Genomic DNA, 24394 nt, shown 5'->3' with positions numbered 1-24394 from the left:
GGGAGCATGCATGAGCCAGCCGGCGCGGGTCATCTGGGACGACGCCCTCATCTCCTACGACTTCGGCCCCGACCATCCGCTGGCGCCCGTCCGGGTCGAGCTGACGATGGCGCTGGCCAGGGAGCTCGGCGTGCTCGACAAGGTCGAGGTCGCGCCGTGCGCCCCCGCCACCGACGACGAGCTGGCGATGGTGCACGACCCCGGCTACATCGAGGCCGTCAAGCGCGTCTCGGCCACCGGCCGGCCCGACCTGTCGGCGGGGCTCGGCACCTCCGACAACCCCGCCTTCGCGGGCGTCCACGAGGCGTCCGCGCTGATCGCCGGCGCCTCGCTCGCCGCCGCCCGCGCGGTCTGGGAGGGTACGGCCGGGCACGCGGTCAACGTGGCAGGCGGGCTGCACCACGCGATGGCCGCCACGGCCAGCGGGTTCTGCGTCTACAACGACCCCGCCCTGGCCATCGCCTGGCTGCTGCGGCAGGGCGCGGGCCGTGTCGCCTACGTGGACGTCGACGTCCACCACGGCGACGGCGTGCAGGCGCTGTTCTACGACGACCCGCGGGTGCTGACGATCAGCCTGCACGAGAGCCCGCGCACGCTCTTCCCCGGCACCGGGTTCCCCGGCGAGACCGGCGCCGACGGCACCGCCGTCAACGTGGCGCTCCCGGCGGGCTGCGGCGACACCGGCTGGCTGCGCGCCTTCGACTCGGTGGTGCCGCCGCTGCTGCGCGAGTTCCGGCCTGACATCCTGGTCACCCAGCACGGCTGCGACAGCCACGCGCTCGACCCGCTCGCCCATCTGATGCTGAGCGTCGACGGCCAGCGCACCGCCTACGCCTACCTCCACCGGCTGGCCCACGAGACGGCGGGCGGCCGCTGGATCGCGACCGGCGGCGGGGGCTACGAGTTGGTCCAGGTGGTGCCCAGGATCTGGACCCACCTGATCGCCGAGGTCGCCGGCCACCCGATCGACCCGGCCACGCCGACCAGCGAGGCCTGGCGGCGTCTCGTACGCGAGCGCACGGGCGAGCTGCCGCCGCTGACCATGACCGACGGACGGACCCCGGAATTCCAGGATCTATCCGGTGGTTATGATCCAGCGGACCCCATCGACCGTGCGATCATGGCGACCAGAAACGCGGTGTTCCCGCTGCACGGCCTCGATCCGATGCCCTAAGGAAGACCAGTGCTGAGCCGCGATCGACTCCGCGAGCATCTCGTCCAGACCCGCATCGCCGGGGAGGTCGCGACCTCCCGCGAGAACAACCTGGACCACTACAGCTCGCTCGCCAACCGCGACCCCTACTACATGCTGGGGCTGACGTTCGAGCAGCCGTGGCGCTTCCGCGACGTGCTCGCGCTCATGGCCAAGGCCGCGGGCGTGGTCGCCGACCCGGGCCACCGCTGGGGCCAGGACACGATCGACCCCGACCTCACCGTCGACGCGCTCGACGCCATGGCCGACCGGATCGCCGCCGCGCTGTCGCGGCCCGGCCCGCGGCTGCTGTTCGCCACCGGCCACCCCACCGGGCTGCTGGCCATCCACCTGCCGCTGGCGCGGCTGGCGCTGGAGCGCGGGGCGACGCTGCTGTGCCCGGCCGAGGGCTGGACCTACGCGGGGTCCGGGTTCGGCCGCCCGCGCCGGCTCCGCTATCTCGGCGACGTCGCCATGCTCGACGACAAGGGCGCGTTCGTGCACACCCACGACGCGGCCCCGATGGAGCACATGCTGGCCGAGCTGGGAGACGAGAGGCCTGATCTGGTTATCGCCGACCACGGGTGGGCAGGGGCAGCGGGAGAGGCGGGAGTGCCCACTGTGGCATTCGCCGACAGCAACGACCCCGGCCTCTTCGTGGGGGAGGCCGAGGGCAAGATCGAAGTGGTGGTGCCCTTGGACGACAACGTGCTACCCCGCTACTACGCACCGCTCACGGAGCGCCTCGTCACACGAGTCACAGCTGCCCTATGAGTTGAAATCGGTCATCCTCATACCGTCGTTTCGCCCCTGCATTCCCAGGGACTCACTGTCACTTTGCCAACTTTTGATGAGGCGTGGGCGACTCTTATAGGTGACCGTTTGGACAGGTCCAACGGGTGTGCGGGCGGCTGAAGAGGGCGGCTGGCCAGCATTTTCGCGGATTCGCCTGACAGGCGGATCCATCGGCTGAGAAACTAGGGGGTTTGCGCACTCGGAGTCCCGACTTACGCTGACAGCAGTACACGTGCGTGAGCAATGGCACCAGTGGGGATAACCCGGAAACACGTGCGGAAGAGGCGTCCGATGGGTGCAGGCGAAAGACCTCTCAGTGAGGTGAAGTTCCTGACAGTGGCTGAAGTGGCCACAGTCATGCGAGTGTCGAAGATGACTGTCTACCGACTGGTGCACTCGGGAGAGTTGCCGGCCATCCGTGTCGGCCGCTCGTTCCGGGTGCCGGAGCAGGCGGTGCACGACTATCTTCGCGAGGCCTACATCGAGGCCGGATGAGTCACGAGTAGCGGTGTGCCGCGGCATGCCGTGAATGCAGTCGCGGGAGAGACCCGGCCGCGGCGCGCGGCCGGGCTTTCACCCCCAAGGGGCGATCTACCATGGATCGCCGGTAGTCTGTGAGCCTGCGTGCGCTCGCACGCTGTTTTCGACGTGCTACCAAGACCTGGGGGTCCCGTGGGCTCTGTGATCAAGAAGCGCCGCAAGCGGATGGCCAAGAAGAAGCACCGCAAGCTGCTCAAGAAGACGCGCATCCAGCGGCGTAACAAGAAGTAGACGACGCAGCTGCGAGGCGCAGATGACCCACACCGTGCTCGTCACCGGGGTCTCGCGCCACATCGGCGCCCGGGTGGCGAGCGTTCTGGCCGCCGATCCTGACATCAGTCGTGTCATCGGAGTGGACACCGTGCCGCCCCCCTCGCTCACCCGAGACGGCGGCATCCCCCTCGGCCGGACCGAGTTCGTCCGGGTGGATCTGCGCAGCCCCGACATCGCCGGGGTGTTCGCGGCCGCCGACGTCGACACCGTCGTGCACATGAGCCTGGTGAGCGCTCCGTCCAGGAGCACCGGCCGGGCAGCCATGAAAGAGCACAACGTCATCGGCACCATGCAGCTGCTCGGCGCCTGCCAGCGGTCGGCGACCGTGCGGCGCGTGGTGGTCCGCTCCACCACGGCCGTCTACGGCTCCTCGCCCCGTGACCCCGCGGTGTTCACCGAGGACCTGGAGCCGCCCGACAGCCCGAGCCACGGCTACGCCAAGGACGCCGTGGAGGTCGAGGGCTACGTGCGGGGTTTCGCGCGCCGGCGTCCCGACGTCAGCGTTTCGCTGCTGCGTTTCGTCAACTTCATGGGCCCGGGCGTCGACTCGCCGCTGACCCGATATTTCACCCAGCCGGTGCTGCCGACGGTGCTCGGCTTCGACCCGCGGCTGCAGTTCGTCCACGAGGATGACGCGGTCGAGGTGCTGCGCCGGACGGCGACCGAAGACCACCCCGGCACGTTCAACGTGGCCGGGGCCGGCGTGCTGCTGCTGTCGCAGTGCGTGCGCCGGGCCGGGCGGCCGGCCCTGGCGATGCCGTCGCCCGCGTTCCAGCTGCTGGGCAACGTCGCGCGCGGCGCCGGGCTGGTGGAGTACTCGCCCGAGCAGCTCCGCCTGATGCGCCACGGCCGCGCGGTCGACACCGGCGCGCTGGAGTCGGAGCTGGGCTGGCGGCCCAAGTTCACCACCGCGGCGGCGTTCGACGACTTCCTGAGCTCGCGGGGGCTGCACGCCGTCGGAGGTGCCCGCTGGTGAGCGTTCCCCACGAGGCGGAGGACGCCACGGTCGTCCCGATCAGCGCCGCCCCGTCCTATCCCCGCGACGCCGGCGACGACGGCCCGCTCGCCGGGCTGCTGGAGTTCCTGCGGCGGCGGCTGACCGGCGACTACGAGGTGGACGAGTTCGGCTACGACGCCGAGCTGACCGACAAGGTGCTGCTGGAGCTGCTGCGGCCGATCTACCACCACTGGTTCAGGGTCGAGGCGCTGGAGGTGGCGAACGTCCCCGTGGAGGGCGGCGCGCTGGTCGTGGCCAACCACGCCGGCACCCTCCCGGTCGACGCGCTGATGATGCAGGTCGCCCTGCACGACGAGGCGGGCAGGGCGCTGCGGCTGCTCGGCGCCGACCTGGTCTACCAGCTGCCGCTGCTCAGCCACCTGTCGCGCAAGACGGGCCACACGCTCGCCTGCCCCGAGGACGCCGACCGGCTGCTGCGCAAGGGCGAGCTGGTCGGGGTGTTCCCCGAGGGCTTCAAGGGCGTCGGCAAGCCGTTCTCCGAGCGCTACAAGCTGCAGCGGTTCGGCCGCGGCGGCTTCGTCGCCTCCGCCATCAGGGCCGGGGTGCCGATCGTGCCTACGGCGATCGTGGGCTCGGAGGAGATCTACCCGAAGATCGGCGAGGTGCCGTTCCTGTCGCGGCTGCTCGGGCTGCCCTATGTGCCGATCACCCCGTTCTTCCCGCTGCTGGGCCCGCTCGGGCTGGTGCCGCTGCCGTCGAAGTGGCTGATCGAGTTCGGCGAGCCGATCCGTACGGACGAGTACGATCCCGGCGCGGCCGACGACCCGATGCTGGTGTTCAACCTCACCGACCGCGTCCGCGAGGTCATCCAGCAGATGCTCGACCAGCTCAGGCTGCGCCGCGGCCACGCCTTCCCGCCCTTCCTCTAGCGACGGCCGCCCGGCGTGAACCCGGACGGCGGGTTGTGGCAAGACATCTCCGACCGATCCCCCACAGAAGGGCGGAGATGATCACTCAACCCGCCACCCGGGATGCGGACGCCGAGCTCATCAGCGCCTCGCTGACCGAACCCGAGGCCTTCGCCGAGCTGTTCGACCGCTACTCCGGCATGCTCTACAGGTACGTCTCACGCCGCCTGGGCCCCGGCGGTCCCGCCGAGGACCTCGTCGGCGAGACGTTCCTGGTGGCCTTCTCCCGCCGAGGCAGCTACGACCTCGCCCACGCGGACGCCAGACCGTGGCTGTTCGGCATCCTCACCAAGCTCGTCTCCCGGCACCACCGCACCGAGGCCGCCCGCTACCGGGCCCTGCGGCGCGCCCCCGTCGAACCGGACGTGGAGTCGCCGGCCGACCGGGTGGCCGCCGGGGTGACCGCGCAGGCCGCCGGTCCCGGGCTCGCCAGCGCCCTGGCCGCGCTGCCCGCCAAGGACCGCGACGTGCTGCTGCTCATCGCCTGGGGCGATCTCACGTACGAGGAAGCCGCGCGGGCGCTCGGCGTCCCGATCGGCACCGTGCGCTCCCGCCTCAACAGGGGCAGGCGGAAGGTCCGCGCGGCGCTCGGCGACACCAATCCGATGCTGGGAGAGGAGTGACGATGGACGACCTCAAGCTGCTCAGGGACTTCGGCAGGCGGCTGGAGCACGAACCCCCGGCGACGCTGGTGCGCCAGCGGGAGCGGCTGCTGGGCGCGGTGGAGGGCCGGCCGCGCCGCCGGTGGTTCGGCTGGATGGCCGCCGGGCTGGTCGCCGTCGCCACCGTGGCCACGGTCGCCGCCGTGGCGGTGCCGGCGCTGCTGCTCGGGGACTTGCGGCGGACGGCGCAGCATCCGGTGGGAGCGCGACCCGCCAAGGTGACGGAGGCGCTGAACGTGCTGCTGGTGGGCACCGACAAGGGGTCGGCCCCGCGCATGGCCGACGACAAGGGGCGCACCGACTCGATCATCCTGCTGCACCTGCCCGCCGACAGGAAGCGGACCACGGCGGTCAGCATCCCGCGCGACTCGCTCGTCCAGCTTCCCGCCTGCGGATCGGCGCCCGCCCGCACCGACCTGATCAACTCCGCGTACAACAGGGGAGGGCTGACCTGCACCGTGAAGGCCGTGGAGAGCCTGACGGACGTGCGGATCGACCACATGGCGGAGGTGGACTTCGCCGGGTTCGGGCGGCTCGTCGACGCGCTCGGCGGCATCGAGGTGACGCTGAAGCGGGCCGTCGACGATCCGAAGGCCAAGCTGACGCTCCCGGCGGGCAAGAGCCTGCTGGACGGCGAGCGGGCCGTCGGCTACATGCGGTTGCGCTCCGTCGGCGACGGCTCCGACATCGCCCGGATCAAGCGCCAGCAGACCGTCATCCGGGCCATGGCGAAGAAGGCCGGGCAGGTCCTGGACGAGCCCGCCAAGCTCAAGAGGCTGGCGTCCGTGGTGGCCGAGTCGGTCACGACCGACACCGAGCTCGACGTCGAACGGATGATCGGGATCGCCATGAGCCTGCACGACAGCACCGTCAAGCTGGTCACGGTGCCGTGGATCCCCCACCCGGAGGACCGGAACAGGATCGCCTGGAAGCAGCCCGAGGCGGAGAAGTTGTTCGCCTCGCTGCGCTAGCGGTCGCGGTAGAGCCTGCGCAGCGCGATGCCGGCGGCGACCCCGCCGGCCACCGCGCCCAGCCCGGCCGCGATGGGCAGCGCGGTCAGCGTCGCCTTCCGGCCGGTGCGGAAGTCCTTGATCGGCCAGTCGTGCTTCTTGGCGTGCTCGCGCAGCTCGCTGTCGGGGTTGATGGCCACCGGGTTGCCGACCAGCGACAGCATCGGCAGGTCGTTGGAGGAGTCGCTGTAGGCGGTGCAGCGCGTCAGGTCGAGGCCCTCGCGGCGGGCCAGCGCGCGCACCGCCTCGGCCTTGGCCGGGCCGTGGAGCAGGTCGCCGACCAGGCGGCCGGTGTAGACGCCCTCGCTGGTCTCGGCGACGGTGCCGAGCGCGCCGGTCAGGCCCAGCCGCTGGGCGATCACGCGGGCCAGCTCGACGGGGGTGGCGGTCACCAGCCACACGCGCTGGCCGCGGTCGAGGTGGCTCTGCGCGAGCGAGCGGGTGCCGGCCCAGATGCGGTCGGCCATGACCTCGTCGTAGATCTCCTCGCCGAGCCGCACCACGTCGTCGACCTTCGCGCCCGCGACGAACGCCAGCGCGGTCTCGCGGGCGACCGCGATGTGCTCGGGGTTCTCGCTGCCGCGCAGCCGGAACGCCGCCTGGCCGATCGCGAACTTGAACAGGTCGCCGGTGTCGAACATGCCGCGGGTGGCCAGGCCCCTGGCGAAGTGGTAGATGGAGGCGCCGCGCATCATGGTGTTGTCGACGTCGAAGAAGGCCGCCGCCTCCAGATCGGGCTCGGCCGGCGGCACGACGACCGCTGCCGCCGCCGCGGCCTCGCCGGCGATCTCGGCCTGGGCACCGTGCCGTCGTCGTATTACCCGCCACATGCGCTTCAGCTTACCCAGATGGGGGCACGAGACCTTCGATGTAGTCGAGGTACCCGACGGCCTGGTCGTGCTCGTCACCGTCGAGTTGCTCGATCATCGGCTCGACCATGTTCTTCTGCTCTTCGGCGAACTCGCTGATCTTGGGGGAGCGGGGTTCGGCCCGTTCCAGCCGGGTGACGCCCGCGCGGGTCGACTGCTCCATCTCCTTGAGCGTCCGGCCCACCAGCGGGCCCTCACCGGCCTCGCCGAGCAGCTGGGCGACCTCCCTGGCGCGGGTGTTGGCCGACACCAGTTCGCGCTCGGCCCGTACCACGTCGTCGGTGCTGAGACGGACGAGCGTGCTCTCGGCGGCGCGCTTGAGCGGGTACAGCGTGTCGCCGGGCACCGCCCGGTAGGTGGAGATCATCGACACCATCATGGTGACGGCCACCCCGGCGGAGGCGAGCTGCCCGAGCCAGGGGCGCCTGCGCCGGGGCCGCCGGTGCGCGTGCCTGCCGCGCCGCGGCGGCGGGCCGGAGGCGGGCGTGGCGGCACGCAAGACCGCACGGGAGGCGGCACGGGAGGAGGCACGGTCGGCGGAGGCGAGATCGGCGCGCAGGCGCTCGCGGAAGGCCGGGTCGGGACCACCGCCGAGCGGGAGCCCGCTCAGCTCGGTGAGATGGCCGAGCACCCGTTCGCGCGATCTGCGCGCCCTGTTCATGACCGCTCCCTCGACGCCTGGCGGCGTTGCCGTGACACCTGCCTAACGACGGTGCGTGGCAGCGGGTTACGCAAGGTCGTGCTTGAGCGCTCTGGCCAGCGCGCGCACGGCCCGGAACTGCAGCGCTTTGATCGCTCCACTCTTCTTCCCCATGATCAGCGCGGTCTCCGCGAGGGACAGGCCGTGCAGGAAACGCAGCACCACGCACTCCTGCTGTTCCGGATTGAGATCGCGGACCGCGCGCAGCACCCGGTCGTTGATGATGGCGTTCACCACCGCGTTCTCCGGGATGTGGGCCCCGTCGAGCGGGACGTCGAGCACCTCGCCGGTGGAGATCTCCAGCCGGTAGCGGCCGGATTTGTAATGGTCGGTCACCAGGTTCCTGGCGATCGTCACGAGCCAGGCGCCGAAGTCGCGGCCCTGCCAGGTGAAGTCGGTGATCCGGCGGAGCGCGCGCAGGAAGGTCTCGCTGGTCAGGTCCTCGGCGAGCGGGTGGGAGCCGACCCGGAAATAGATGTAGCGGTAGACGAGGTCCACATATCGGTCGTAGAGCGTGCCAAAGGCGTCCGAATCTCCGGTCTTGGCATGCAGCACCAGGGTGCGCAGGTCGTCGTCGGCGGCGGTCGTGTCACGGTTTTCGCGCACGTCAGGCTCGGTCGTCCGGGCGGGCGCGGCGACGGCCGGCGCGAGCAACCCGGAGAACGGCCATGAGTCAGGCATCCGGAATCCCTACGGGTAAGGGTGCGGCGTGCTCGAACACTCTAGAAATCAACCGGAAATTGCACAATCCACTTGCCCATGGCATGACTTCCAGTAAGCGGCAGATACGGTGTGGTCCAACCCGTTCCCTCTTCGGCTACCGGCTCGGAGGCTTTGTCCGGCAGCATGGGAGACACCATGGAGATCCTCGTCGCCGTCATCGCTTTCGCAGGTTCGCTCTTGGCCGCCATCGCCACCGGCGCCCTGGTCAGGCGGCTGCGTGAGGAGCCAGAGGGCTGGTTGATCGCCTGGACCGTCGCGGCCGCGGCGCTGTGCCTGTCACTCGGCGTGATCGGGATCGGACATCTGGTCGGGTTCGGGGCCGCGACGTTCAGGATCTACCAGCTGACCGGGTCGCTGGTGGCGCCGCTCTGGATGGCGGTCGGGCTGGTTCAGCTCCTGGCGGAGAAGACGCCGCCGAGGTTCGTGGCGTGGCTGTTCGGCATCGCCTACACGCTCACGGCCTCGGTGATCCTCATGGTCGACCCGCTCATCTCCGACGAGATGGGCAAGACCCTCCCCACGGGGGGCGCCCACTGGGCGATATTCCCCCACTACCTGCTGATCGGCGCGCACGTGCTGACCGCCCTGATCATGGCGGCCGGCGTGGTGATCGCCGCGCTGCGGTGGCGCGACGGCGACGAGTACGACACCGACAACCTGCACGCGTCGCTGGTCGTCGTGCCGTCCGGGCTGGCCCTGGTGGGCGCGATGCGGTTCTCGGTGCCCGGCGTGTTCACGACCGTGCTGCTGGTCGTCGCCGCCGCCGCGATCTGGTACACGGTGCTGCGCCCGCTGGCCCCGTACGAGGACGACGACGACTTCGACGACGAGCCGCTGGAGGAGCGGCGGCCGGTGGGGCGGCGGACGGAGCCCGAGCCCGTCACCGCGAGCCCGCAGGGGCACGCCCAGGTCCCGCCGCGGCCGCGCCGGTCGGGGCTGGGCGACCTGGTGGCCGAGTACCGCGCGACGGGGGAGACCGACTACGCGGCCCGGATGACGTCGGGCGGCCGGGGCCCGTCCACGGGGGAGACCGGGCGCATGGGCCCGCCCGAGACCGGCTACGCGGCCCGCATGCCGCCGGCCGACGCCGGCCCCTCGACCGGATACGTGATGAACGGCCGCACGGACCACGCGAGGCCGCCCCAGTCCTCGCCGATGGCCGCCGACGGGCCCGCCACCGGCGCCTTCTACCCGGGGGCCGACGTGTTCGCGCCGCGCGTGCCGGTGACCGGCCCGCAGCCCACCCTCCAGCCCTCCGCCCAGCCGGCCGGGCAGGGCTCCTCCGGGAGGCTGTCGCCGAACATCTACGGCATGCTCACCGTCTTCACGCTCATGGACGGCGTCGGCGCCGCGTTCGACCGGCTGGCCGAGCAGACCGTCGAGGCGGTGCGCAGGGGCGAGCCCGACACGCTGGTGTACGCCTGCCACGCGGTCAAGTCGGCGCCCCTGCAGCGCATCGTCTACGAGATCTACCGCGACGAGGTGGCCTACCGCGACCACCAGCGCCAGCCGCACGTCGAGCGGTTCGTCAGCGAGCGTCAGGCGATGGTGCTCGCCACCAACGTCATCGAGCTGGACATCAGCGCGGCCAAGGTCGTGCCGCTGCCGACGGTGATGTTCTAGTCGGTGATGTTCTAGTCGGCCAGGGCCGCGCGCAGCCGGTCTTCGGAGACGCGCCAGAAGTCGTGCTGGACACCGTCGACCAGGGTCACCGGGATCATCTCCCAGTAGCGCTCGCGCAGCTCGTCGGAGGTCTCGATGTTCACCTCGGACCACGGTACGCCCAGCTCGCCGGCGACCCGGGCGATGATCTCCCGGGCGTCCTCGCACAGGTGACAGCCAGGCTTGCCGATGAGGGTGATGCGATGCATGTCACCCACCGTAGCGCCCCTTGCCAGAGCGCTGACTTTGTGCATCGGTTCACAAAGGGATTAACCTGAAAGACGGTTCCATCCCGCCACGCGGCTCACCGCCGCCCGTTCCCCTGGAGCTCCCGCAGGTGAAGAGTCCGTCCCACCCCCGCGATCGCGGCATCCCCGAGGCTACGGTCGCCAGGCTGCCGTTGTACCTGCGGGCGCTGCACTTGATGGCGGAGCGGGGGATCGCGACGGTCAGCTCGGAGGACCTCGCCTCCGCGGCCGGGGTCAACTCGGCCAAGCTCCGCAAGGACCTGTCGCACCTGGGCTCCTACGGCACCCGCGGCGTCGGCTACGACGTGGAGTACCTCGTCTACCAGATCTCCCGTGAGCTGGGCCTGACCCAAGACTGGGCCGTCGCCATCGTCGGCATCGGCAACCTCGGCCGCGCGCTGGCCAACTACGGCGGCTTCGTCTCCAGGGGTTTCCGCGTCGCCGCGATGTTCGACGCCGACCCCGAAGTCGTGGGCGACACCATTGCGGGGTTGAATGTTGAACATATTGATGCGCTAGAAGCCGCGATCAAGCGGCGTGGAGTCTCGATCGTGGTTCTGGCTACACCGGCGGCGGCGGCACAGGAAGTGTGCGATCGTGTGGTTGCCGCTGGCGTCACCAGCATCCTCAACTTCGCTCCGGTGGTCCTCACCGTCCCGGACACCGTCGACGTCCGGAAGGTCGACCTTTCCATCGAGCTGCAGATTCTGGCGTTCCACGAGCAACGCAAGGCTGGGGGGCCACTCATGGCAGTGGACACGCAATGAGCGTTCTGGCGATCGGCCTGAGCCACCGGACCGCCCCGGTGGCCATGCTGGAACGCGTGTCCGTGACCGGCGACGCGCTGACCAAGCTGCTGCACGACGTGCAGGAAGACCTGTGCGTGGCGGAGACCTTCGTGGTCTCGACCTGCAACAGGGTCGAGGTCTACACCGCCGTCGACCGCTTCCACGCGGCCGTCTCCGCCGTCACCGGGCTGCTCAGCCGCCACTCCGGCGTGCCCGTCGACGAGCTGACCCCGCACCTTTACGTGCACTACGAGGAGCAGGCCGTCGAGCACCTGTTCTCCGTCGTGTGCGGCCTCGACTCGATGGTGGTCGGCGAGGGTCAGATCCTCGGCCAGGTGCGCCAGGCGCTCAAGCTCGCCCAGAAGCACGGCACCGTCGGCGCCACCCTGAACGAACTGGCCCAGCACGCGCTGCGGGTCGGCAAGCGGGCCCAGACCGAGACCGGCATCGACAAGGCCGGCGCCTCCCTGGTGAGCGCCGGCCTGGCGCTGGCCGGCGAGCTGGCCGGACGGCGCGCGCTGGTGGTCGGCGCGGGCTCGATGAGCTCCCTGGCCGCCGTGACGCTCGCGCGCGCAGGGGTGACCGACATCGTCATCGCCAATCGTACGTACGAGCGCGGCGCCCGGCTGGCCGCGTCCGTCGGCGGCCGGGCGGTGGAGTTCGGCGCGGTCGGCCGCGAGCTGGCCGACGCCGACCTCGTCATCACCTGCACCGGCGCCGGCCGCCACGTGATCACCGCCGACATGGTGACGCGCGGCGCGTTCCTGCTCGACCTGGCGCTGCCCCACGACATCGACCCGGCCGTCCGTGCCGTCCCAGGCGTCACCCTGGTCGACCTGGAGACCATCCACGAGTCAGGCATCGGCTACCGTGAGGGCGACGCGGTGCGTTCCGCGCGCTGGCTCCTCGCCGAGGAGCTGACCGCCTACCTCGACGCCGCCCGCGCCTCCCGCGTCACCCCGACGGTGGTGGCGCTGCGCAGCAAGGCCGCGGGGGTGGTCGAGTCCGAGCTGGGCAGGCTCATGATGAGGGTGCCCGGCCTGGACGAGAAGACCAGGGACGAGGTGACCCTGACCGTGCAGAGGGTCGTCGACAAGCTGCTGCACGAGCCCACTGTGCGTGTCAAGCGGCTCGCCACCTCTCCTGGAGGCGATCATTATGCGGAAGCGCTGCGCGAGCTGTTCGACCTGGATCCGAAGATGCCCGAAGCCGTAAGGGAGGTAGAGCTGTGACCCCGCAGCCCTTGAAGCTGGGCACCCGTCGCAGCCTGATGGCCACGACGCAGTCGCGGATGGTCGCCGACGCCTACACAGAACACACCGGACGCGCCATCGAGCTCGTCGGCGTCACGACGTTCGGCGACGTGAGCAAGGCCCACCTGGCCCAGCTCGGCGGCACCGGCGTGTTCGTCAGCGCGCTGCGCGACAAGCTGCTCGAAGGCGAGATCGACTTCGCCGTCCACTCCCTGAAGGACCTGCCGACCAAGCCCGACCCGCGTATCGAGCTGGCCGCGCTCCCCACCCGCCACGACCACCGCGACGCGCTCGTCGGCCCGGCCAAGTTCGCCGACCTGCCGTCGGGCGCCCGCGTCGGCACGGGCTCGCCGCGCCGCGTCGCCATGCTCCGCGCGCTCCGTCCCGACCTGGAGTACGTGCCGATCCGCGGCAACGCCGAGACCCGCATCGGCAAGATCGCCGCCGGCGAGCTGGACGCGGTCGTGCTCGCCTCGGCCGGTCTCACCAGGATCGGGCGGACCGCCGAGATCGCCGAGATCTTCGAGGTCGACCGGGTGCTGCCCGCCCCGGGCCAGGGCTCGCTGGCCGTGGAGTGCCTCGCCGACCGGGCCGACATGGTCGAGTTCCTCGGTCAGCTCGACGACCCGCGGACCCGCTCCGCGGTGGCCGCCGAGCGGGCCATCCTGGCCGCGCTCGAAGCGGGCTGCTCTGCCCCTGTGGGTGCTTTCGGGCTCGATGACGGGCAGACTCTCAACCTGACCGCCGCGGTCGTCGCTGTCGACGGCCGTCAGGCGGTGCGCAAGTCCACCGCCGGCTCTCCTTCGGAGGCGGAAGATCTGGGTCGCCGGCTCGCGGCCGAGATGCTTCGCGAAGGGGCCGACAGATTGATGGGGGAGCATTCCCATTGAGCTCCGATAGTCCTACCTCCGGTTTCGTCGCGTTCGTTGGCGCCGGGCCCGGTGATCCCAACCTCCTCACGCTGCGTGGCGCCGAGCTGCTCGGCAAGGCAGACGTCGTCGTGCCGGGTGTGGAGGCCCACCGGTCCCTGCTCCGTCACAGCCGGCCCGAGGTGGAGGTGACCGAGGGCGACTACCTCGGCCACGCCGCCGCCGGCCGGCTCGTCGTGCGCCTGTGCGAGGGCGACCCGATGCTGTTCTCCTCGGTCTCCGAGGAGGTCGCGGCCTGCGCCGCGGCTGAGGTGGACTTCGAGATCGTGCCCGGCGTGCCGTCAGCGACCGCCGTGCTCGCCTACGCGGGCATCCCCTCCGCGATGTCGACGCCGGAGTTCCGCGTCGTCGACGCCGCCCGGGAGCAGGACTGGGCCTCCCACGCCGCCTGCCCCGGCACGCTCGTCATCTACAACGGCCTGCCCGAGGCCGTGGCCATCGGCAAGGCGCTGATCGGCGGGGGCAGGCCCGACACCACTCCGGTGGCCGTCACCGCTTCAGGCACCACCACCGAGCAGCACACCGTGGTGTCCACCCTCGGCAGGCTGCAGGCCGACCTCAAGCACGCCGCGCTGGCCGAGCCCGCCCTGATCACGGTGGGCGAGGCCGTCCGCATGCGCGACACGCTGTCGTGGTTCGAGACCAAGCCGCTGTTCGGCTGGCGGGTGCTGGTCCCGCGCACGAGGGAGCAGTCCCAGGCCCTGTCCGAGCAGCTCGTCTCGTACGGCGCGGTGCCGGAGGAGGTGCCGACCATCTCGGTCGAGCCGCCGCGCACCCCGCAGCAGATGGACCGCGCCATCAAGGGCCTGGTCACCGGCCGCTACGAGTGGGTGGCCTTCACCAGCGCCAACGCCGTCAAGGCGGTGCGGGAGAAGTTCGAGGAGTACGGGCTCGACGCGCGTGCCTTCGCCGGGCTCAAGGTCGCCGCGGTCGGCGACGCCACCGCGCGGGCGCTGATCGAGTTCGGCGTCCGGCCCGACCTGCTGCCCTCCGGCGAGCAGTCGTCGGAAGGGCTCGTGGACGAGTGGCCGCCGTACGACTCGATGCTCGACCCGATCAACCGGGTGCTGCTGCCCAGGGCCGACATCTCGACCGACACGCTCGTCGCCGGGCTCACCGAGCTCGGCTGGGAGTGCGACGACGTCACCGCCTACCGCACCGTGCGGGCCGCGCCGCCGCCCGCCCCGATCCGCGAGGCGATCAAGGGCGGCGGTTTCGACGCCGTGCTGTTCACCTCGTCCTCGACCGTACGCAACCTCGTCGGCATCGCCGGCAAGCCGCACAACGTCACGATCATCGCCGTGATCGGGCCGCAGACGGCCAAGACGGCCGAGGAGTTCGGGCTGCGCGTGGACGTCATGGCGAGCAAGCCCTCCGCCTCGGCCCTGGCGACAGCGCTGGCGGAGTTCGGCGCCAAGCAGCGGTCGGCGGCGCTCTCCGCCGGCGACACCCCGCGCAAGCCGTCCCAGAACCGCAGGGGCGCCAGAAGGAGGGCCAAGTGAGCGCCGAGTTCCCCGTCGCCCGCCCGCGCAGGCTGCGCCGCACCCCGGCGCTGCGCAGGATGGTGGCCGGCACCCGCCTGCACCCCGCCGACCTGATCCTGCCCCTGTTCGTCAAGGAGGGCATCGCGGAGCCCCACCCGGTCGGCTCCATGCCCGGCGTCTACCAGCACAGCCGCGACTCGCTGCGGAAGGCCGCGCTCGACGCGGCCGAGGCCGGCGTCGGCGGGCTGATCCTGTTCGGCGTGCCCGCCGTCAAGGACGCCCGCGGCTCGGCCGCCGACGACCCCGACGGCATCCTGCAGGTGGCGCTGCGCGACGTGAGCGCCGAGGTCGGCGACGCCATCGTGGTGATGGCCGACACCTGCCTCGACGAGTTCACCGACAACGGCCACTGCGGCATCCTCACCGAGAGCGGCGAGGTCGACAACGACGCCACCCTGGAGCGCTACGCGTCCATCGCGGTCGCGCAGGTCAGGGCCGGCTCCCAGATGGTGGCGCCGAGCGGCATGATGGACGGCCAGGTCGGGGTCATCAGGGCGGCGCTCGACGCCGACGGGTTCACCGGCGTCCCGATCCTCGCCTACACGGCCAAGTACGCCTCGGCCTTCTATGGGCCGTTCAGGGACGCCGCCGAGTGCGCGCCCCAGTTCGGCGACCGGGCCAGTCACCAGCAGGACCCGGCGGGCCCGCTGGAGGAGGCGCTCCGCGAGGCCAGGCTCGACCTGGCCGAAGGGGCCGACGCCGTCATGGTGAAGCCCGCGCTCGCCTACCTCGACGTCATCCGCCGCTTCCGTGACGAGGTGGACGTGCCCGTCGCCGCCTACCAGGTGAGCGGCGAGTACGCGATGATCGAGGCCGCCGCCGCCAACGGCTGGGTCGACCGCGACCGCATGATCATGGAGTCGCTGGTGTCGATCAAGCGCGCCGGGGCCGACCTGATCCTCACTTACTGGGCGACCGAGGTGGCACGCCGCCTCTAACCATGGGGTTCGGGTCATGTCCTGAGACGTGTGCGTTAGAGTGCCATAAGACGTGCTGGTGTGTCCCGCGTGTGCGCCAGGCCAGGAGACGGGACTGCCTCAGGCACGGTGACTTCGACGGGAGACACCATGGTGGGGGTACCTCTGGCTCGCCGTACCAGAAGGAAGCCGCGGCATTCGCGGCTCGACGCCGTCCTCGGCTACGCCGCTCTGGGATGGCCGGCCGTGCCGGGCGCTCACCCGCTGCGCAACGGCCCCCGCGCCTGCTCGTGTGACCGCGTCGGCTGTCCCGACCCGGGCGCCCACCCGCTGTCGCCCGCCTGGAACATGCAGGCCACGACCGACACGGCGCAGCTCACCCGCTGGTGGCGCAACGACCCCGAGGCCAACGTCATCCTGCCCACCGGCCGCGTGTTCGACGTGTTCGACGTGCCGCTCTCCACCGGCCTGTCGGCCCTCGCCAGGATCGACGCCGCCGGAGCTCCCTCAGGCCCGGTCGCCGCCAACGGCGACCGGGTCCTGTTCTATGTGGCCACCCGCGGCAACCCCGACGACGAGGACGAGTGGTGGTCCTGTCAGCTCGACTGCGACCCGGCCACCATCGAGGACACGCCTGGCCTGCGCTGGCACTGCCGCGACAGCTACGTCCTCGCCCCGCCGTCCACCCTCACCACCGGACAGCCCGTCTCCTGGCTGCGCACCCCCGACGGCCGCCCGCTCCCCGACCCGCTCCGCGTGCTGGAGTGGCTCGCCGACTAACCTGTTTCGCGTGAGCCGTACAAAGAACTCCGACGATCTGTTCGCCCGCGCCAGCGCCGTCGTGCCGGGCGGGGTGAACTCTCCGGTCCGCGCGTTCGGCGCGGTCGGCGGCACGCCGCGCTTCATGGTCTCCGGCCAGGGGCCCTACATCACCGACGCCGACGGCAACCGCTACGTCGACCTGGTGTGCTCGTGGGGTCCGATGATCCTGGGTCACCGGCACCCCGCGGTCGTGGAGGCGGTGGCCGAGGCGGCCTCGCGCGGCTTCTCGTACGGGACCGCGACCCCGGGAGAGGTCGAGCTGGCCGAGGAGATCGTGGCCCGGGTGGCGCCCGTGGAGAAGGTGCGGCTGGTCAGCTCCGGCACCGAGGCGACGATGAGCGCGGTGCGGCTGGCCCGCGGGTTCACCGGCCGGTCCAAGGTCGTCAAGTTCGCGGGCTGCTACCACGGTCACGTCGACGCGCTGCTGGCGTCGGCCGGGTCGGGGGTGGCCACGTTCGGGCTGCCCGACACGCCTGGCGTGACCGGCGCCTCGGCGGCCGACACGATCGTGCTGCCCTACAACGCGATTGACCTGGTCGAACAGGCCTTCGAGGCGGCGGAGATCGCCTGCGTCATCACCGAGGCGTGCCCGGCCAACATGGGCATCGTGCCGCCGCTCGACGGCTTCAACAGCCGCCTGCGCGAGCTGTGCACCCGCCACGGGGCGCTGCTCATCGTGGACGAGGTCCTGACGGGCTTCCGCGTCTCGCGCTCCGGATGGTACGGGCTGGACCCGGTCGACGCCGACCTGATGACGTTCGGCAAGGTCATGGGCGGCGGGCTCCCGGCGGCGGCGTTCGGCGGGCGCGCCGACGTCATGGCGCATCTGGCTCCGGAGGGTCCCGTCTACCAGGCGGGCACCCTGTCGGGCAACCCGCTGGCCTGCGCCGCCGGGCTGGCCACACTGCGCGCGCTCGACGACGCCGCCTACGCCGAGGTCGGCGCCGCCGCCCGCGCCGTCGCCGAGGCCGCCACCTCGGCGCTGACGGCCGCCGGCGTGCCGCACCGGCTGCAGACGGCGGGCAACCTGTTCTCCATCTTCTTCACCGACCGGCAGGTCACCGACTTCGCCGACGCCCAGACCCAGAGCACCGCGGCCTACAAGGCGTTCTTCCACTCGATGCTGGACCAGGGCGTCTACCTGCCGCCGTCGGCGTACGAGGCGTGGTTCCTGTCCGCCTCCCACGACGACGACGCGCTGAGCCTGGTGGCCGACGCCCTCCCGGCCGCCGCCAAGGCCGCCGCCGCGGCCCTGACCCGCACGTGACAGAGGCCCTCCCGGCCAAGGTCCTCGCCCCCCAGGCGCTCCGCGCCACCGAGCTCGGGCTCCTCTCAGCGGGGAGCCCAGCTCCCCTTGGCAAGGGGCCTCCCGGCCCCCTGCACCCCCGAGTGTGAGGCGGGTCTGACCGGAACACGTGAGGCAGGAAACGGCGGGGTGAGACTCGTTGGTGCCGCATGCTCCCAGAGCGCCGACAGCGGGGTGAAGAAGATCCGGTCGCCCGACGACGGGTTCGTGTCACCGAGGTGGAGCACGTACCCAGCGTGGAAGCGGTCGCCCAGGTTGTCTCGTCCAGGACGGCCGGCAGGGCGGCACGGGCCGTGGTGTTCTTGCGGTCCAGGATGTCCTGGATCAGATCGTTCTGGTCATCCATCCCCAGAGCGGCGAACAACGGTGGCAGGCGCGGGGCGCTCAGCTCGGCGGCGATGTCGCCGGGGTCGACGTCGGCCAGGGCGAGCAGCAGCATGGTGACCAGCCCGGTCCGGTCGTGGCCGATGCCGCAGTGGACGAGGACGCCGCCCGGCTGGGCACGGGCGACGGCGGCGACGGCCTCGGCGCACCGCGATGCCTTACGTTCCAGGAACGGCCGTTAGCAGAGGGGCGACCCGTCCAGCTCGTCGTCCCGTACATGAGCCCAGAACGCGGAGTCGTCCGCGTCGTCCAGCGGCACGCGCACGGTGACGAGACCCGCCGGCCTTCCGCCGGGTGGTCCCGCCCCCGGGGACCGGGATACCGCCGAGGTCGCGTGGTTGATGCAGCCGTCCCAGTCGAGGTGCCGATCCGTGGGCGCCGGGTCGACATCGATATCGCCCATGCCAGATAGATGCGCACAGCGCCGACTATGTTCTGCCGGAGTTCGCGGGGGTGACCTCCGAGCGGCCCGCCGGCTCTGCCGTCAGCCGGCGTGGGCGGGTGCCCGCGTACAGGACGCCGGTGACGATGAGGACGGCGGCGGCGATGCGGAGCCAGGTGAAGGGTTCGCCGGTGAAGAGGGCGGCCGAGGTCATGCCGAAGACCGGCACGAGGAGCGTGTAGGGGGCGACGGTGGAGGCGTCGTAGCGGCGCAGGAGGAAGCCCCAGACGCCGAAGCCGACGAGTGTCGAGACGAAGGCCACGTACAGGAGGGACAGCCAGCCCTCCAGCGGGGCCGTCAGGGTGGGGACGCCCTCCAGCCAGAGTGACAGGAGCAGGAGCGGCGGCGACGACAGGGCGCTGACCCAGACCATGAAGCGCAGCGAGTCGGGCGGGGCGGCCTTGCGCTGGGCGATGTTGCCGAGACCCCAGGCCGCGGCGGCGGCGACGCACAGGGCGAAGGCGCCGATCGGGCCGGAGGCGCCGAAGTCGAGCGCCACCAGGGCCAGGCCGCCGAACGCGACGGCCAGGCCCGTCACCCGGCGCGCGGTGAGGCGCTCGCCGAGGAGCGTCACCGCGAACAGGATCGTGAACAGCACCTGCATCTGCAGGACCAGCGAGGTCAGCCCGGCCGGCATGCCGGCCCGCATGCCCACGAGCAGCAGGGCGAACTGGCCGGCGCCTGTCGTCGCGGCGACCGCGGCGATCCAGCGCCAGGGCACGGCCGGGCGGCCGACCAGGAGCAGGGCGGGGAAGGCCGCCATCGCGAACCGCAGGCCCGCGTACAGCAGGGGCGGGAAGTGTTCCAGCCCCACCTGCATGACGACGAAGTTGACCCCCCAGACGGCGGCCAGCCCGATGGCGAGCGCCAGATGAGGGGGTCTCAGCGTGTTCACGGCGATCCTGTGGATCGCGGCTCGGCCCCGGGGTTCACGCGGGGATCTAGGCGGTCTTGCGGACCCGGGCGGCGCGCTGCTCGCGGGCCTGCTCGGCGAGGGTCTTCAGGTACGAGGTGGACTGGAACGACTTCTGCTTCGGCTTAAGGATTCGCATGCAACTATTTTCCAACGCTACAGAGTGAAGGACAAGCGAGACTTTCTACGCTTAACGCTTTAGACTCGCTTACATGTTGGACCTCAACCGGCTCAAGGCCCTCCACGCCGTGCACGTCTACGGCTCCGTCGGAGCCGCCGCCGACGCGCTGATGGTCACCCCCTCCGCCGTGTCGCAGCAGATAGCCAAGCTGGAGCGGGAGACCGGCGCGCGGCTGGTCGAGCGCAACGGGCGTGGGGTGCGGCTGACGGACGCCGCCGGGCTGCTCGCCGAACACGCCGAGCGCATCCTCGCCCTGGTCGAGACCGCCGAGGCCGACTTCGAGGCGCTGCGCGGCCAGGTCGTCGGCCGGCTCAACGTGGGCGCGTTCCCGACCGCCGCCCGCGGCCTGATGCCGCTCACCCTCGCCGAGCTCCGGCAGCGCCACCGAGTTGTCGTCGGAGTTGACGTTCCCCATCGCGGCGGCGGCCCCGCCCTCGGCCATGACGGTGTGGGCCTTGCCGAACAGCGACTTGCACACGATCGCCGTGCGCTTGCCCTGCTGGCGGGCCTCGATGGCGGCACGCAGCCCGGCGCCTCCCGCGCCGATGACGACCACGTCGTACTCGTGACGCTCGATGTTGATCGAGTTATCCACTTGAACTGATCCTTACGCGAACGGGAAGGCGATGATGCCCTTGGCCACCAGGCGGACGTAGAGGTCGGCGCCCATGACGGAGAACATCGAGGCCCACGCCCACTGCTGGTGCTTGGCGTTGAGCTTGGAGACGAAGGTCCAGGCCCGGTAGCGGAGCGGGTGACGGGAGAAGTGGTTGAGCCGGCCCGCGGTGATGTGACGGCAGGAGTGGCAGCCGAGCGTGTAGCCGAGGATGAGCACGGCGTTGAGCATCAGGATCCAGCTGCCGAGGCCGATCGGCTTGTGCACGACGGCCAGCACGGCGTCGTAGGTGAGGATGGCGCCGATCAGGAGCGCGAAGTAGAAGAAGTAGCGGTGGATGTTCTGCATGATCAGCGGGAAGCGGGTCTCACCGGTGTACTTCCCGTGCGGCTCCTGCACCGCGCACGCGGCGGGCGACAGCCAGAACGAGCGGTAGTAGGACTTGCGGTAGTAGTAGCACGTCAGCCGGAACCCGCCCGGCAGGCCGAGGATCAGCAGCCCCGGCGGGAGCGCGTACCAGTCGCCGACGGGCGCCCACCCGAACAGCCGCGCGCCGTCACAGACCTCCTGCGTGGTCAGACAGGGTGCGGCGAAGGGGGCGATGTAGGGTTCGGCGAAGTTGCTCGTGTCGAGGATCGCCCACACACCGTAGATCAGAAATGAGCTGAGCCCGAGGAATACCAGCAGCGGGGTGAGCCACCACCGGTCGGTGCGCAGCGTGCGCACCTTGACCTGGGCACGCTGCTTTCTCGCTGGGGCATCGGGCGTCGTCTGGGTCATCGCGGACCTCTCCACCTCCCGCGGACCCCGCACGCCTGGGGTCCGGGTCGTTCTTCTAGGCGCGTTCGGCGGTGACTATGCCGCGCGGGCGCGCAGTTGGTGTGGCATACGTTACGACGAGCGCATCGCGATTTGTGAGGACGGTCACTCACTTTCTCCTGCTCAGGCTGTGATTCCTGTCACGTATCCCGTCAGGGGCGCTGTCCCTGGTAAGGCAACTTCACCACAGTCACAAAAAAGTTATCGATTTGACGGACAACCCTTATGAATTGCCCAAAATCTACGGGTTTAGCCACGTATGCATTGGCGTGCAGCCGGTAACTCCGGACGACGTCCTCTTCGGCCTTCGACGTCGTCAGGACGACCACAGGGATCGTCCTGAGTACCGGGTCGGCCTTCACCTCCCTGAGCACCTCCAGGCCGCTCTTCCTGGGCAGGTTGAGGTCGAGCAGGACGAGGTCCGGCCTCGGCGCGCCCGCGTGGGCCCCCTCCTGGCGCAGGAACGCCATCGCCTGCTCGCCGTCGCCCACCACGTGCAGGCGGTTGCGCAGTTTGCCGAGGTCGAACGCCTCCCGGGTGATCAGCACGTCGCCCTGGTCGTCCTCCACCAGGAGCACCTCGACAGGCCGCCAGTCAGGCATCGTCGTCACCGGCGGCGGGCAGCGTCCAGCGGAACGTGGTGCCGCGGCCGCCGGTCTCGCCCGAGTCGCCGTCGAGCCAGAGCCGGCCGCCGTGATAGTCGACGATCTTGCGGCAGAGCGCCAGGCCGATGCCGGTGCCGGCGTAGACGTCGCGCGGGTGCAGCCGCTGGAAGATCAGGAAGATGCGGTCGGCGTACTTGGGATCGACCCCGATGCCGTTGTCGGAGCAGCTGAACTCCCACATGCCGTCTCTCTCGACCGCCTCGATCCGGACGTGCGGCGGCTCGTCGCCGCGGAACTTGACCGCGTTCTCGATGAGGTTCTGGAACAGCTGGGTGAGCTGGCTCGGACTGCCCGTCACCCGGGGCAGCTCGCCCGTGGTGACCGTGGCCCCGGCGTCCTCGATGGCCGCCGACAGGTTGTCCAGCGCCGCCCGCACCGCCACGCCGCTGTCCATGGGCGCCTTCTCGCCGCCCACCCGGCCCACGCGGGAGAAGTCGAGCAGGTCGTTGATGAGCAGTTGCATGCGCTTGGCGCCGTCGACCGCGTAGTGGATGTACTGCCTGGCCCGATCGTCCAGCTCGTTCTCGTACCGCTGCTCCAGCATCTGGGTGAAGCTCGCCACCTTGCGCAGCGGCTCCTGGAGGTCGTGGCTGGCCACGTACGCGAACTGCTCCAGCTCGCCGTTGGAGCGGCGCAGCTCGTCGGCCTGGTCGGAGGCGGTGCGCCAGGCCGACAGGATGCGCCTGCGCATGGAGTCGATGTGGCTCGACAGCTCGGCCAGCTCCGCGGGCCGCTCGACCCCGAGCCGGTGGTCGAAGTCGCCGCCCGCGACCGTGCGCACCTGCTCGGTCAGCCGGGCGATGGGGTCGAGCACGGTGAAGCGCACGATGAACGCCAGCGCCACGCCGGCGACCAGGATCACCACGAACAGCACCACGAGCGCGACGTTGAGCCGGTCGATCTGCGCGGCCACCTCAGGCTTGGGGGCCAGCTCGCGCGCCTGGGCGATCAACAGCATGATGAGCGCCACGCCGGCCAGGAACGCCACCGCGGTGGCCGCCCCGGCGAAGACGAACCAGCGCGCTATCGGCACCCTGCCGACGCCGGTCGGCGGCTTGGCGGGGGGAAGCGGATTGATGCTCATGTCTCGCCCCTGCTGACGATCACGGCCGCCAGATCGTCCTTGAGAGTCCCGACCTCGCCGATGAGCCGGTCGATGTCGATCGCGCCGTGCAGCCGTACCAGCTCGACGAGCCCCTCCACGCCGAGCAGCTCGCCGCCGACGGCGGCCTCGATCAGCCCGTCGGTGTAGAGCATCATCGACCAGCGCTCGCCCAGCGGCACGTCGAGCACCGCCCACTGGGCGTCCGGGAAGATGCCGAGCGGCGGGCCGGACGGCGCGCCCTCGACGACCTCGACCACCCCGCCGCGCACCAGCACCGGGGGCGGGTGGCCGGCCACCCGCATCCGGGCGCTCGCCAGGTCGGGCGCGATCGTGGCCATGCAGAGCGTGGTGAAGATCTCCGGGGCCCTGCGCTCGGCCCGCAGCAGCGTGTCGAGCGTGCGCAGCAGCAGGTCGCCGGTCTGCCCGGCGAGGACGAGGGTGCGCCAGGCGATGCGCAGCGCCACCCCGAGCGCGGCCTCGTCGGGCCCGTGGCCGCACACGTCGCCGACGATCACGTGGACCGAGCCGTCGGGCGTCTGCACCGTGTCCAGGAAGTCGCCGGCCAGCCGCTGCCCCTGCGAGCCGGGCAGGTAGCGGGTGGCGTGGCGCAGCTCGCGGGTGCGCAGCAGCGGCACGGGCAGCAGGCCGTTCTCCAGGCGGGCGTTCTCCTTGGCGGTCAGCTCCGCCTCCACCAGCCGGCGCTGGGCCAGGTCGGCGCGCTTGCGCTCCATGGCGTAGCGGATGGCCCTGGCCAGCAGCCGGGCGTCGACGTCCTGCTTCACCAGGTAGTCCTGGGCGCCCGCCTGCACCGCCGCGACCCCGACGTGAACGTCGCGTAACCCCGTCAGCACCAGCACCGCGGCGTGCGGCGCCAGGTCGAGCACGTGCTCCAGCGCCTCCAGGCCGGTCGCGTCGGGCAGCGAGAGGTCGACGAGCACGCACTGGATCTGCGGGCCGAGCTGGGCCTTCGTCTCCTCCAGGCTCCGCACCCAGGTGATCCGGGGCGGCGCCTCGGCCTGCTTCAGCAACTCCTCCACGAGGAACGCGTCTCCCGCGTCGTCCTCGACCAGGAGCAGCGTCAGCGTTTCGTTCAGAGTCGCGGTCACGCAC

26 protein-coding genes and 3 pseudogenes are annotated in these 24394 nt (G+C 71.1%); 17 read left to right on the top strand and 12 right to left on the bottom strand.

What is annotated here, in order from left to right; all coding sequences use genetic code 11:
* Window positions 1-10 precede the first annotated feature (10 nt).
* The 8 genes from AB0K05_RS23495 (at window position 11) to AB0K05_RS23460 (ending at window position 6359) form a co-directional block, all read left to right on the top strand.
* Window positions 11-1174, top strand: coding sequence for an acetoin utilization protein AcuC (locus AB0K05_RS23495; RefSeq protein WP_271274775.1), 1164 nt, complete (start codon window positions 11-13; stop codon window positions 1172-1174).
* A 9-nt stretch (window positions 1175-1183) separates the two neighbouring features.
* A complete protein-coding gene (locus AB0K05_RS23490) occupies window positions 1184-1966 on the top strand; it encodes a phosphatase (RefSeq protein WP_148036340.1) in 783 nt (260 codons plus the stop codon).
* Window positions 1967-2278: 312 nt separating this feature from the next.
* Window positions 2279-2482 carry a helix-turn-helix domain-containing protein gene (locus tag AB0K05_RS23485; RefSeq protein WP_026214222.1) on the top strand — a complete coding sequence of 68 codons (204 nt, stop codon included), beginning with the start codon at window positions 2279-2281 and terminating at the stop codon, window positions 2480-2482.
* A 177-nt stretch (window positions 2483-2659) separates the two neighbouring features.
* Window positions 2660-2758 (top strand): AURKAIP1/COX24 domain-containing protein, encoded by a 99-nt coding sequence (locus tag AB0K05_RS23480; RefSeq protein WP_018654693.1) that lies wholly within the window; start codon window positions 2660-2662, stop codon window positions 2756-2758.
* A 22-nt stretch (window positions 2759-2780) separates the two neighbouring features.
* Window positions 2781-3776 (top strand): NAD-dependent epimerase/dehydratase family protein, encoded by a 996-nt coding sequence (locus AB0K05_RS23475; protein WP_364231606.1) that lies wholly within the window; start codon window positions 2781-2783, stop codon window positions 3774-3776.
* Between the two features lie 38 nt (window positions 3777-3814).
* On the top strand, window positions 3815-4687 hold the full coding sequence (locus tag AB0K05_RS23470) for a lysophospholipid acyltransferase family protein (protein WP_364232104.1): 873 nt from the start codon (window positions 3815-3817) through the stop codon (window positions 4685-4687).
* A 77-nt stretch (window positions 4688-4764) separates the two neighbouring features.
* Window positions 4765-5349, top strand: coding sequence for an RNA polymerase sigma factor (locus AB0K05_RS23465; protein ID WP_148036343.1), 585 nt, complete (start codon window positions 4765-4767; stop codon window positions 5347-5349).
* Window positions 5350-5351: 2 nt separating this feature from the next.
* Window positions 5352-6359 carry an LCP family protein gene (locus AB0K05_RS23460; RefSeq protein WP_364231604.1) on the top strand — a complete coding sequence of 336 codons (1008 nt, stop codon included), beginning with the start codon at window positions 5352-5354 and terminating at the stop codon, window positions 6357-6359.
* Here AB0K05_RS23460 and AB0K05_RS23455 read toward each other — a convergent pair.
* The 3 genes from AB0K05_RS23455 to AB0K05_RS23445 all read right to left on the bottom strand — a co-directional run bounded on the left by AB0K05_RS23455 (window position 6356) and on the right by AB0K05_RS23445 (window position 8648).
* Window positions 6356-7228, bottom strand: a complete 873-nt coding sequence (locus tag AB0K05_RS23455) for an HAD-IB family hydrolase (RefSeq protein ID WP_148036345.1) — start codon at window positions 7226-7228, stop codon at window positions 6356-6358. The genes AB0K05_RS23460 and AB0K05_RS23455 overlap by 4 nt on opposite strands.
* 10 nt (window positions 7229-7238) lie before the next feature.
* Entirely contained in the window at window positions 7239-7928 is a 690-nt protein-coding gene (locus tag AB0K05_RS23450; protein WP_271274778.1) for a DUF5667 domain-containing protein, read from the bottom strand.
* 66 nt (window positions 7929-7994) lie between these two features.
* Window positions 7995-8648 (bottom strand): sigma-70 family RNA polymerase sigma factor, encoded by a 654-nt coding sequence (locus AB0K05_RS23445; protein WP_148036347.1) that lies wholly within the window; start codon window positions 8646-8648, stop codon window positions 7995-7997.
* Between the two features lie 177 nt (window positions 8649-8825).
* On the opposite strand from AB0K05_RS23445, the gene AB0K05_RS23440 reads away from it, so the two are divergent.
* The gene (locus tag AB0K05_RS23440) at window positions 8826-10313 is read left to right on the top strand and encodes an antibiotic biosynthesis monooxygenase (protein ID WP_364231601.1); all 1488 of its coding nucleotides are present in this window, start codon (window positions 8826-8828) and stop codon (window positions 10311-10313) included.
* 11 nt (window positions 10314-10324) lie between these two features.
* Here the strand turns inward: AB0K05_RS23440 and AB0K05_RS23435 are convergent, their stop codons facing one another.
* Window positions 10325-10561 carry a glutaredoxin family protein gene (locus tag AB0K05_RS23435; protein ID WP_271274780.1) on the bottom strand — a complete coding sequence of 79 codons (237 nt, stop codon included), beginning with the start codon at window positions 10559-10561 and terminating at the stop codon, window positions 10325-10327.
* Between the two features lie 128 nt (window positions 10562-10689).
* Here AB0K05_RS23435 and AB0K05_RS23430 point away from each other — a divergent pair, with 128 nt between their 5' ends.
* From AB0K05_RS23430 to hemL, 7 genes are all read left to right on the top strand, one after another.
* The gene (locus tag AB0K05_RS23430; RefSeq protein WP_148036350.1) at window positions 10690-11367 is read left to right on the top strand and encodes a redox-sensing transcriptional repressor Rex; all 678 of its coding nucleotides are present in this window, start codon (window positions 10690-10692) and stop codon (window positions 11365-11367) included.
* Window positions 11364-12620 carry a glutamyl-tRNA reductase gene (locus AB0K05_RS23425; protein ID WP_219544838.1) on the top strand — a complete coding sequence of 419 codons (1257 nt, stop codon included), beginning with the start codon at window positions 11364-11366 and terminating at the stop codon, window positions 12618-12620. The genes AB0K05_RS23430 and AB0K05_RS23425 overlap by 4 nt, the downstream gene beginning before the upstream one ends.
* Complete coding sequence (gene hemC, locus AB0K05_RS23420) at window positions 12617-13531, top strand: hydroxymethylbilane synthase (RefSeq protein WP_271274782.1); 915 nt, start codon at window positions 12617-12619, stop codon at window positions 13529-13531. Before AB0K05_RS23425 ends, hemC begins: the two co-directional genes overlap by 4 nt.
* A complete protein-coding gene (locus tag AB0K05_RS23415; RefSeq protein ID WP_271274783.1) occupies window positions 13528-15072 on the top strand; it encodes a bifunctional uroporphyrinogen-III C-methyltransferase/uroporphyrinogen-III synthase in 1545 nt (514 codons plus the stop codon). Before hemC ends, AB0K05_RS23415 begins: the two co-directional genes overlap by 4 nt.
* A complete protein-coding gene (gene hemB, locus AB0K05_RS23410) occupies window positions 15069-16052 on the top strand; it encodes a porphobilinogen synthase (protein WP_148036354.1) in 984 nt (327 codons plus the stop codon). The genes AB0K05_RS23415 and hemB overlap by 4 nt, the downstream gene beginning before the upstream one ends.
* Before the next feature lie 129 nt (window positions 16053-16181).
* Entirely contained in the window at window positions 16182-16811 is a 630-nt protein-coding gene (locus AB0K05_RS23405; RefSeq protein ID WP_148036355.1) for a bifunctional DNA primase/polymerase, read from the top strand.
* Between the two features lie 10 nt (window positions 16812-16821).
* The gene (hemL, locus tag AB0K05_RS23400) at window positions 16822-18120 is read left to right on the top strand and encodes a glutamate-1-semialdehyde 2,1-aminomutase (protein WP_364231596.1); all 1299 of its coding nucleotides are present in this window, start codon (window positions 16822-16824) and stop codon (window positions 18118-18120) included.
* A 319-nt stretch (window positions 18121-18439) separates the two neighbouring features.
* Here hemL and AB0K05_RS23395 read toward each other — a convergent pair.
* From AB0K05_RS23395 to AB0K05_RS23385, 3 genes and pseudogenes are all read right to left on the bottom strand, one after another.
* Window positions 18440-18712: pseudogene (locus tag AB0K05_RS23395) on the bottom strand (tyrosine-protein phosphatase); the annotation flags it as partial.
* Between the two features lie 9 nt (window positions 18713-18721).
* On the bottom strand, window positions 18722-18946 hold the full coding sequence (locus AB0K05_RS23390) for a hypothetical protein (protein ID WP_364231593.1): 225 nt from the start codon (window positions 18944-18946) through the stop codon (window positions 18722-18724).
* Between the two features lie 25 nt (window positions 18947-18971).
* Window positions 18972-19880, bottom strand: a complete 909-nt coding sequence (locus tag AB0K05_RS23385) for an EamA family transporter (protein ID WP_364231591.1) — start codon at window positions 19878-19880, stop codon at window positions 18972-18974.
* Window positions 19881-20110: 230 nt separating this feature from the next.
* Between AB0K05_RS23385 and AB0K05_RS23380 the strand changes: the two are divergent.
* A pseudogene (locus AB0K05_RS23380) lies at window positions 20111-20464 on the top strand (LysR family transcriptional regulator); the annotation flags it as partial.
* Between the two features lie 3 nt (window positions 20465-20467).
* On the opposite strand, the pseudogene AB0K05_RS23375 reads toward AB0K05_RS23380, so the two are convergent.
* From AB0K05_RS23375 to AB0K05_RS23355, 5 genes and pseudogenes are all read right to left on the bottom strand, one after another.
* Window positions 20468-20662 (bottom strand): annotated as a pseudogene (locus AB0K05_RS23375) (FAD-binding protein); the annotation flags it as partial.
* A gap of 24 nt (window positions 20663-20686) precedes the next feature.
* Window positions 20687-21475, bottom strand: a complete 789-nt coding sequence (locus tag AB0K05_RS23370; RefSeq protein WP_148029213.1) for a hypothetical protein — start codon at window positions 21473-21475, stop codon at window positions 20687-20689.
* Window positions 21476-21666: 191 nt separating this feature from the next.
* The gene (locus tag AB0K05_RS23365) at window positions 21667-22116 is read right to left on the bottom strand and encodes a response regulator (RefSeq protein WP_271280052.1); all 450 of its coding nucleotides are present in this window, start codon (window positions 22114-22116) and stop codon (window positions 21667-21669) included.
* Complete coding sequence (locus AB0K05_RS23360; RefSeq protein WP_364231588.1) at window positions 22109-23263, bottom strand: ATP-binding protein; 1155 nt, start codon at window positions 23261-23263, stop codon at window positions 22109-22111. The genes AB0K05_RS23365 and AB0K05_RS23360 overlap by 8 nt, the downstream gene beginning before the upstream one ends.
* Complete coding sequence (locus AB0K05_RS23355; RefSeq protein ID WP_148029216.1) at window positions 23260-24390, bottom strand: SpoIIE family protein phosphatase; 1131 nt, start codon at window positions 24388-24390, stop codon at window positions 23260-23262. The genes AB0K05_RS23360 and AB0K05_RS23355 overlap by 4 nt, the downstream gene beginning before the upstream one ends.
* Between the last annotated feature and the right edge of the window lie 4 nt (window positions 24391-24394).

Source organism: Nonomuraea sp. NPDC049486 (assembly GCF_040676925.1).
GTDB classification, from domain to species: domain Bacteria; phylum Actinomycetota; class Actinomycetes; order Streptosporangiales; family Streptosporangiaceae; genus Nonomuraea; species Nonomuraea ferruginea.
The sequence above is the reverse complement of the archived record's forward strand: the minus strand, read 5'-3'. Positions and strand labels throughout refer to the sequence as shown.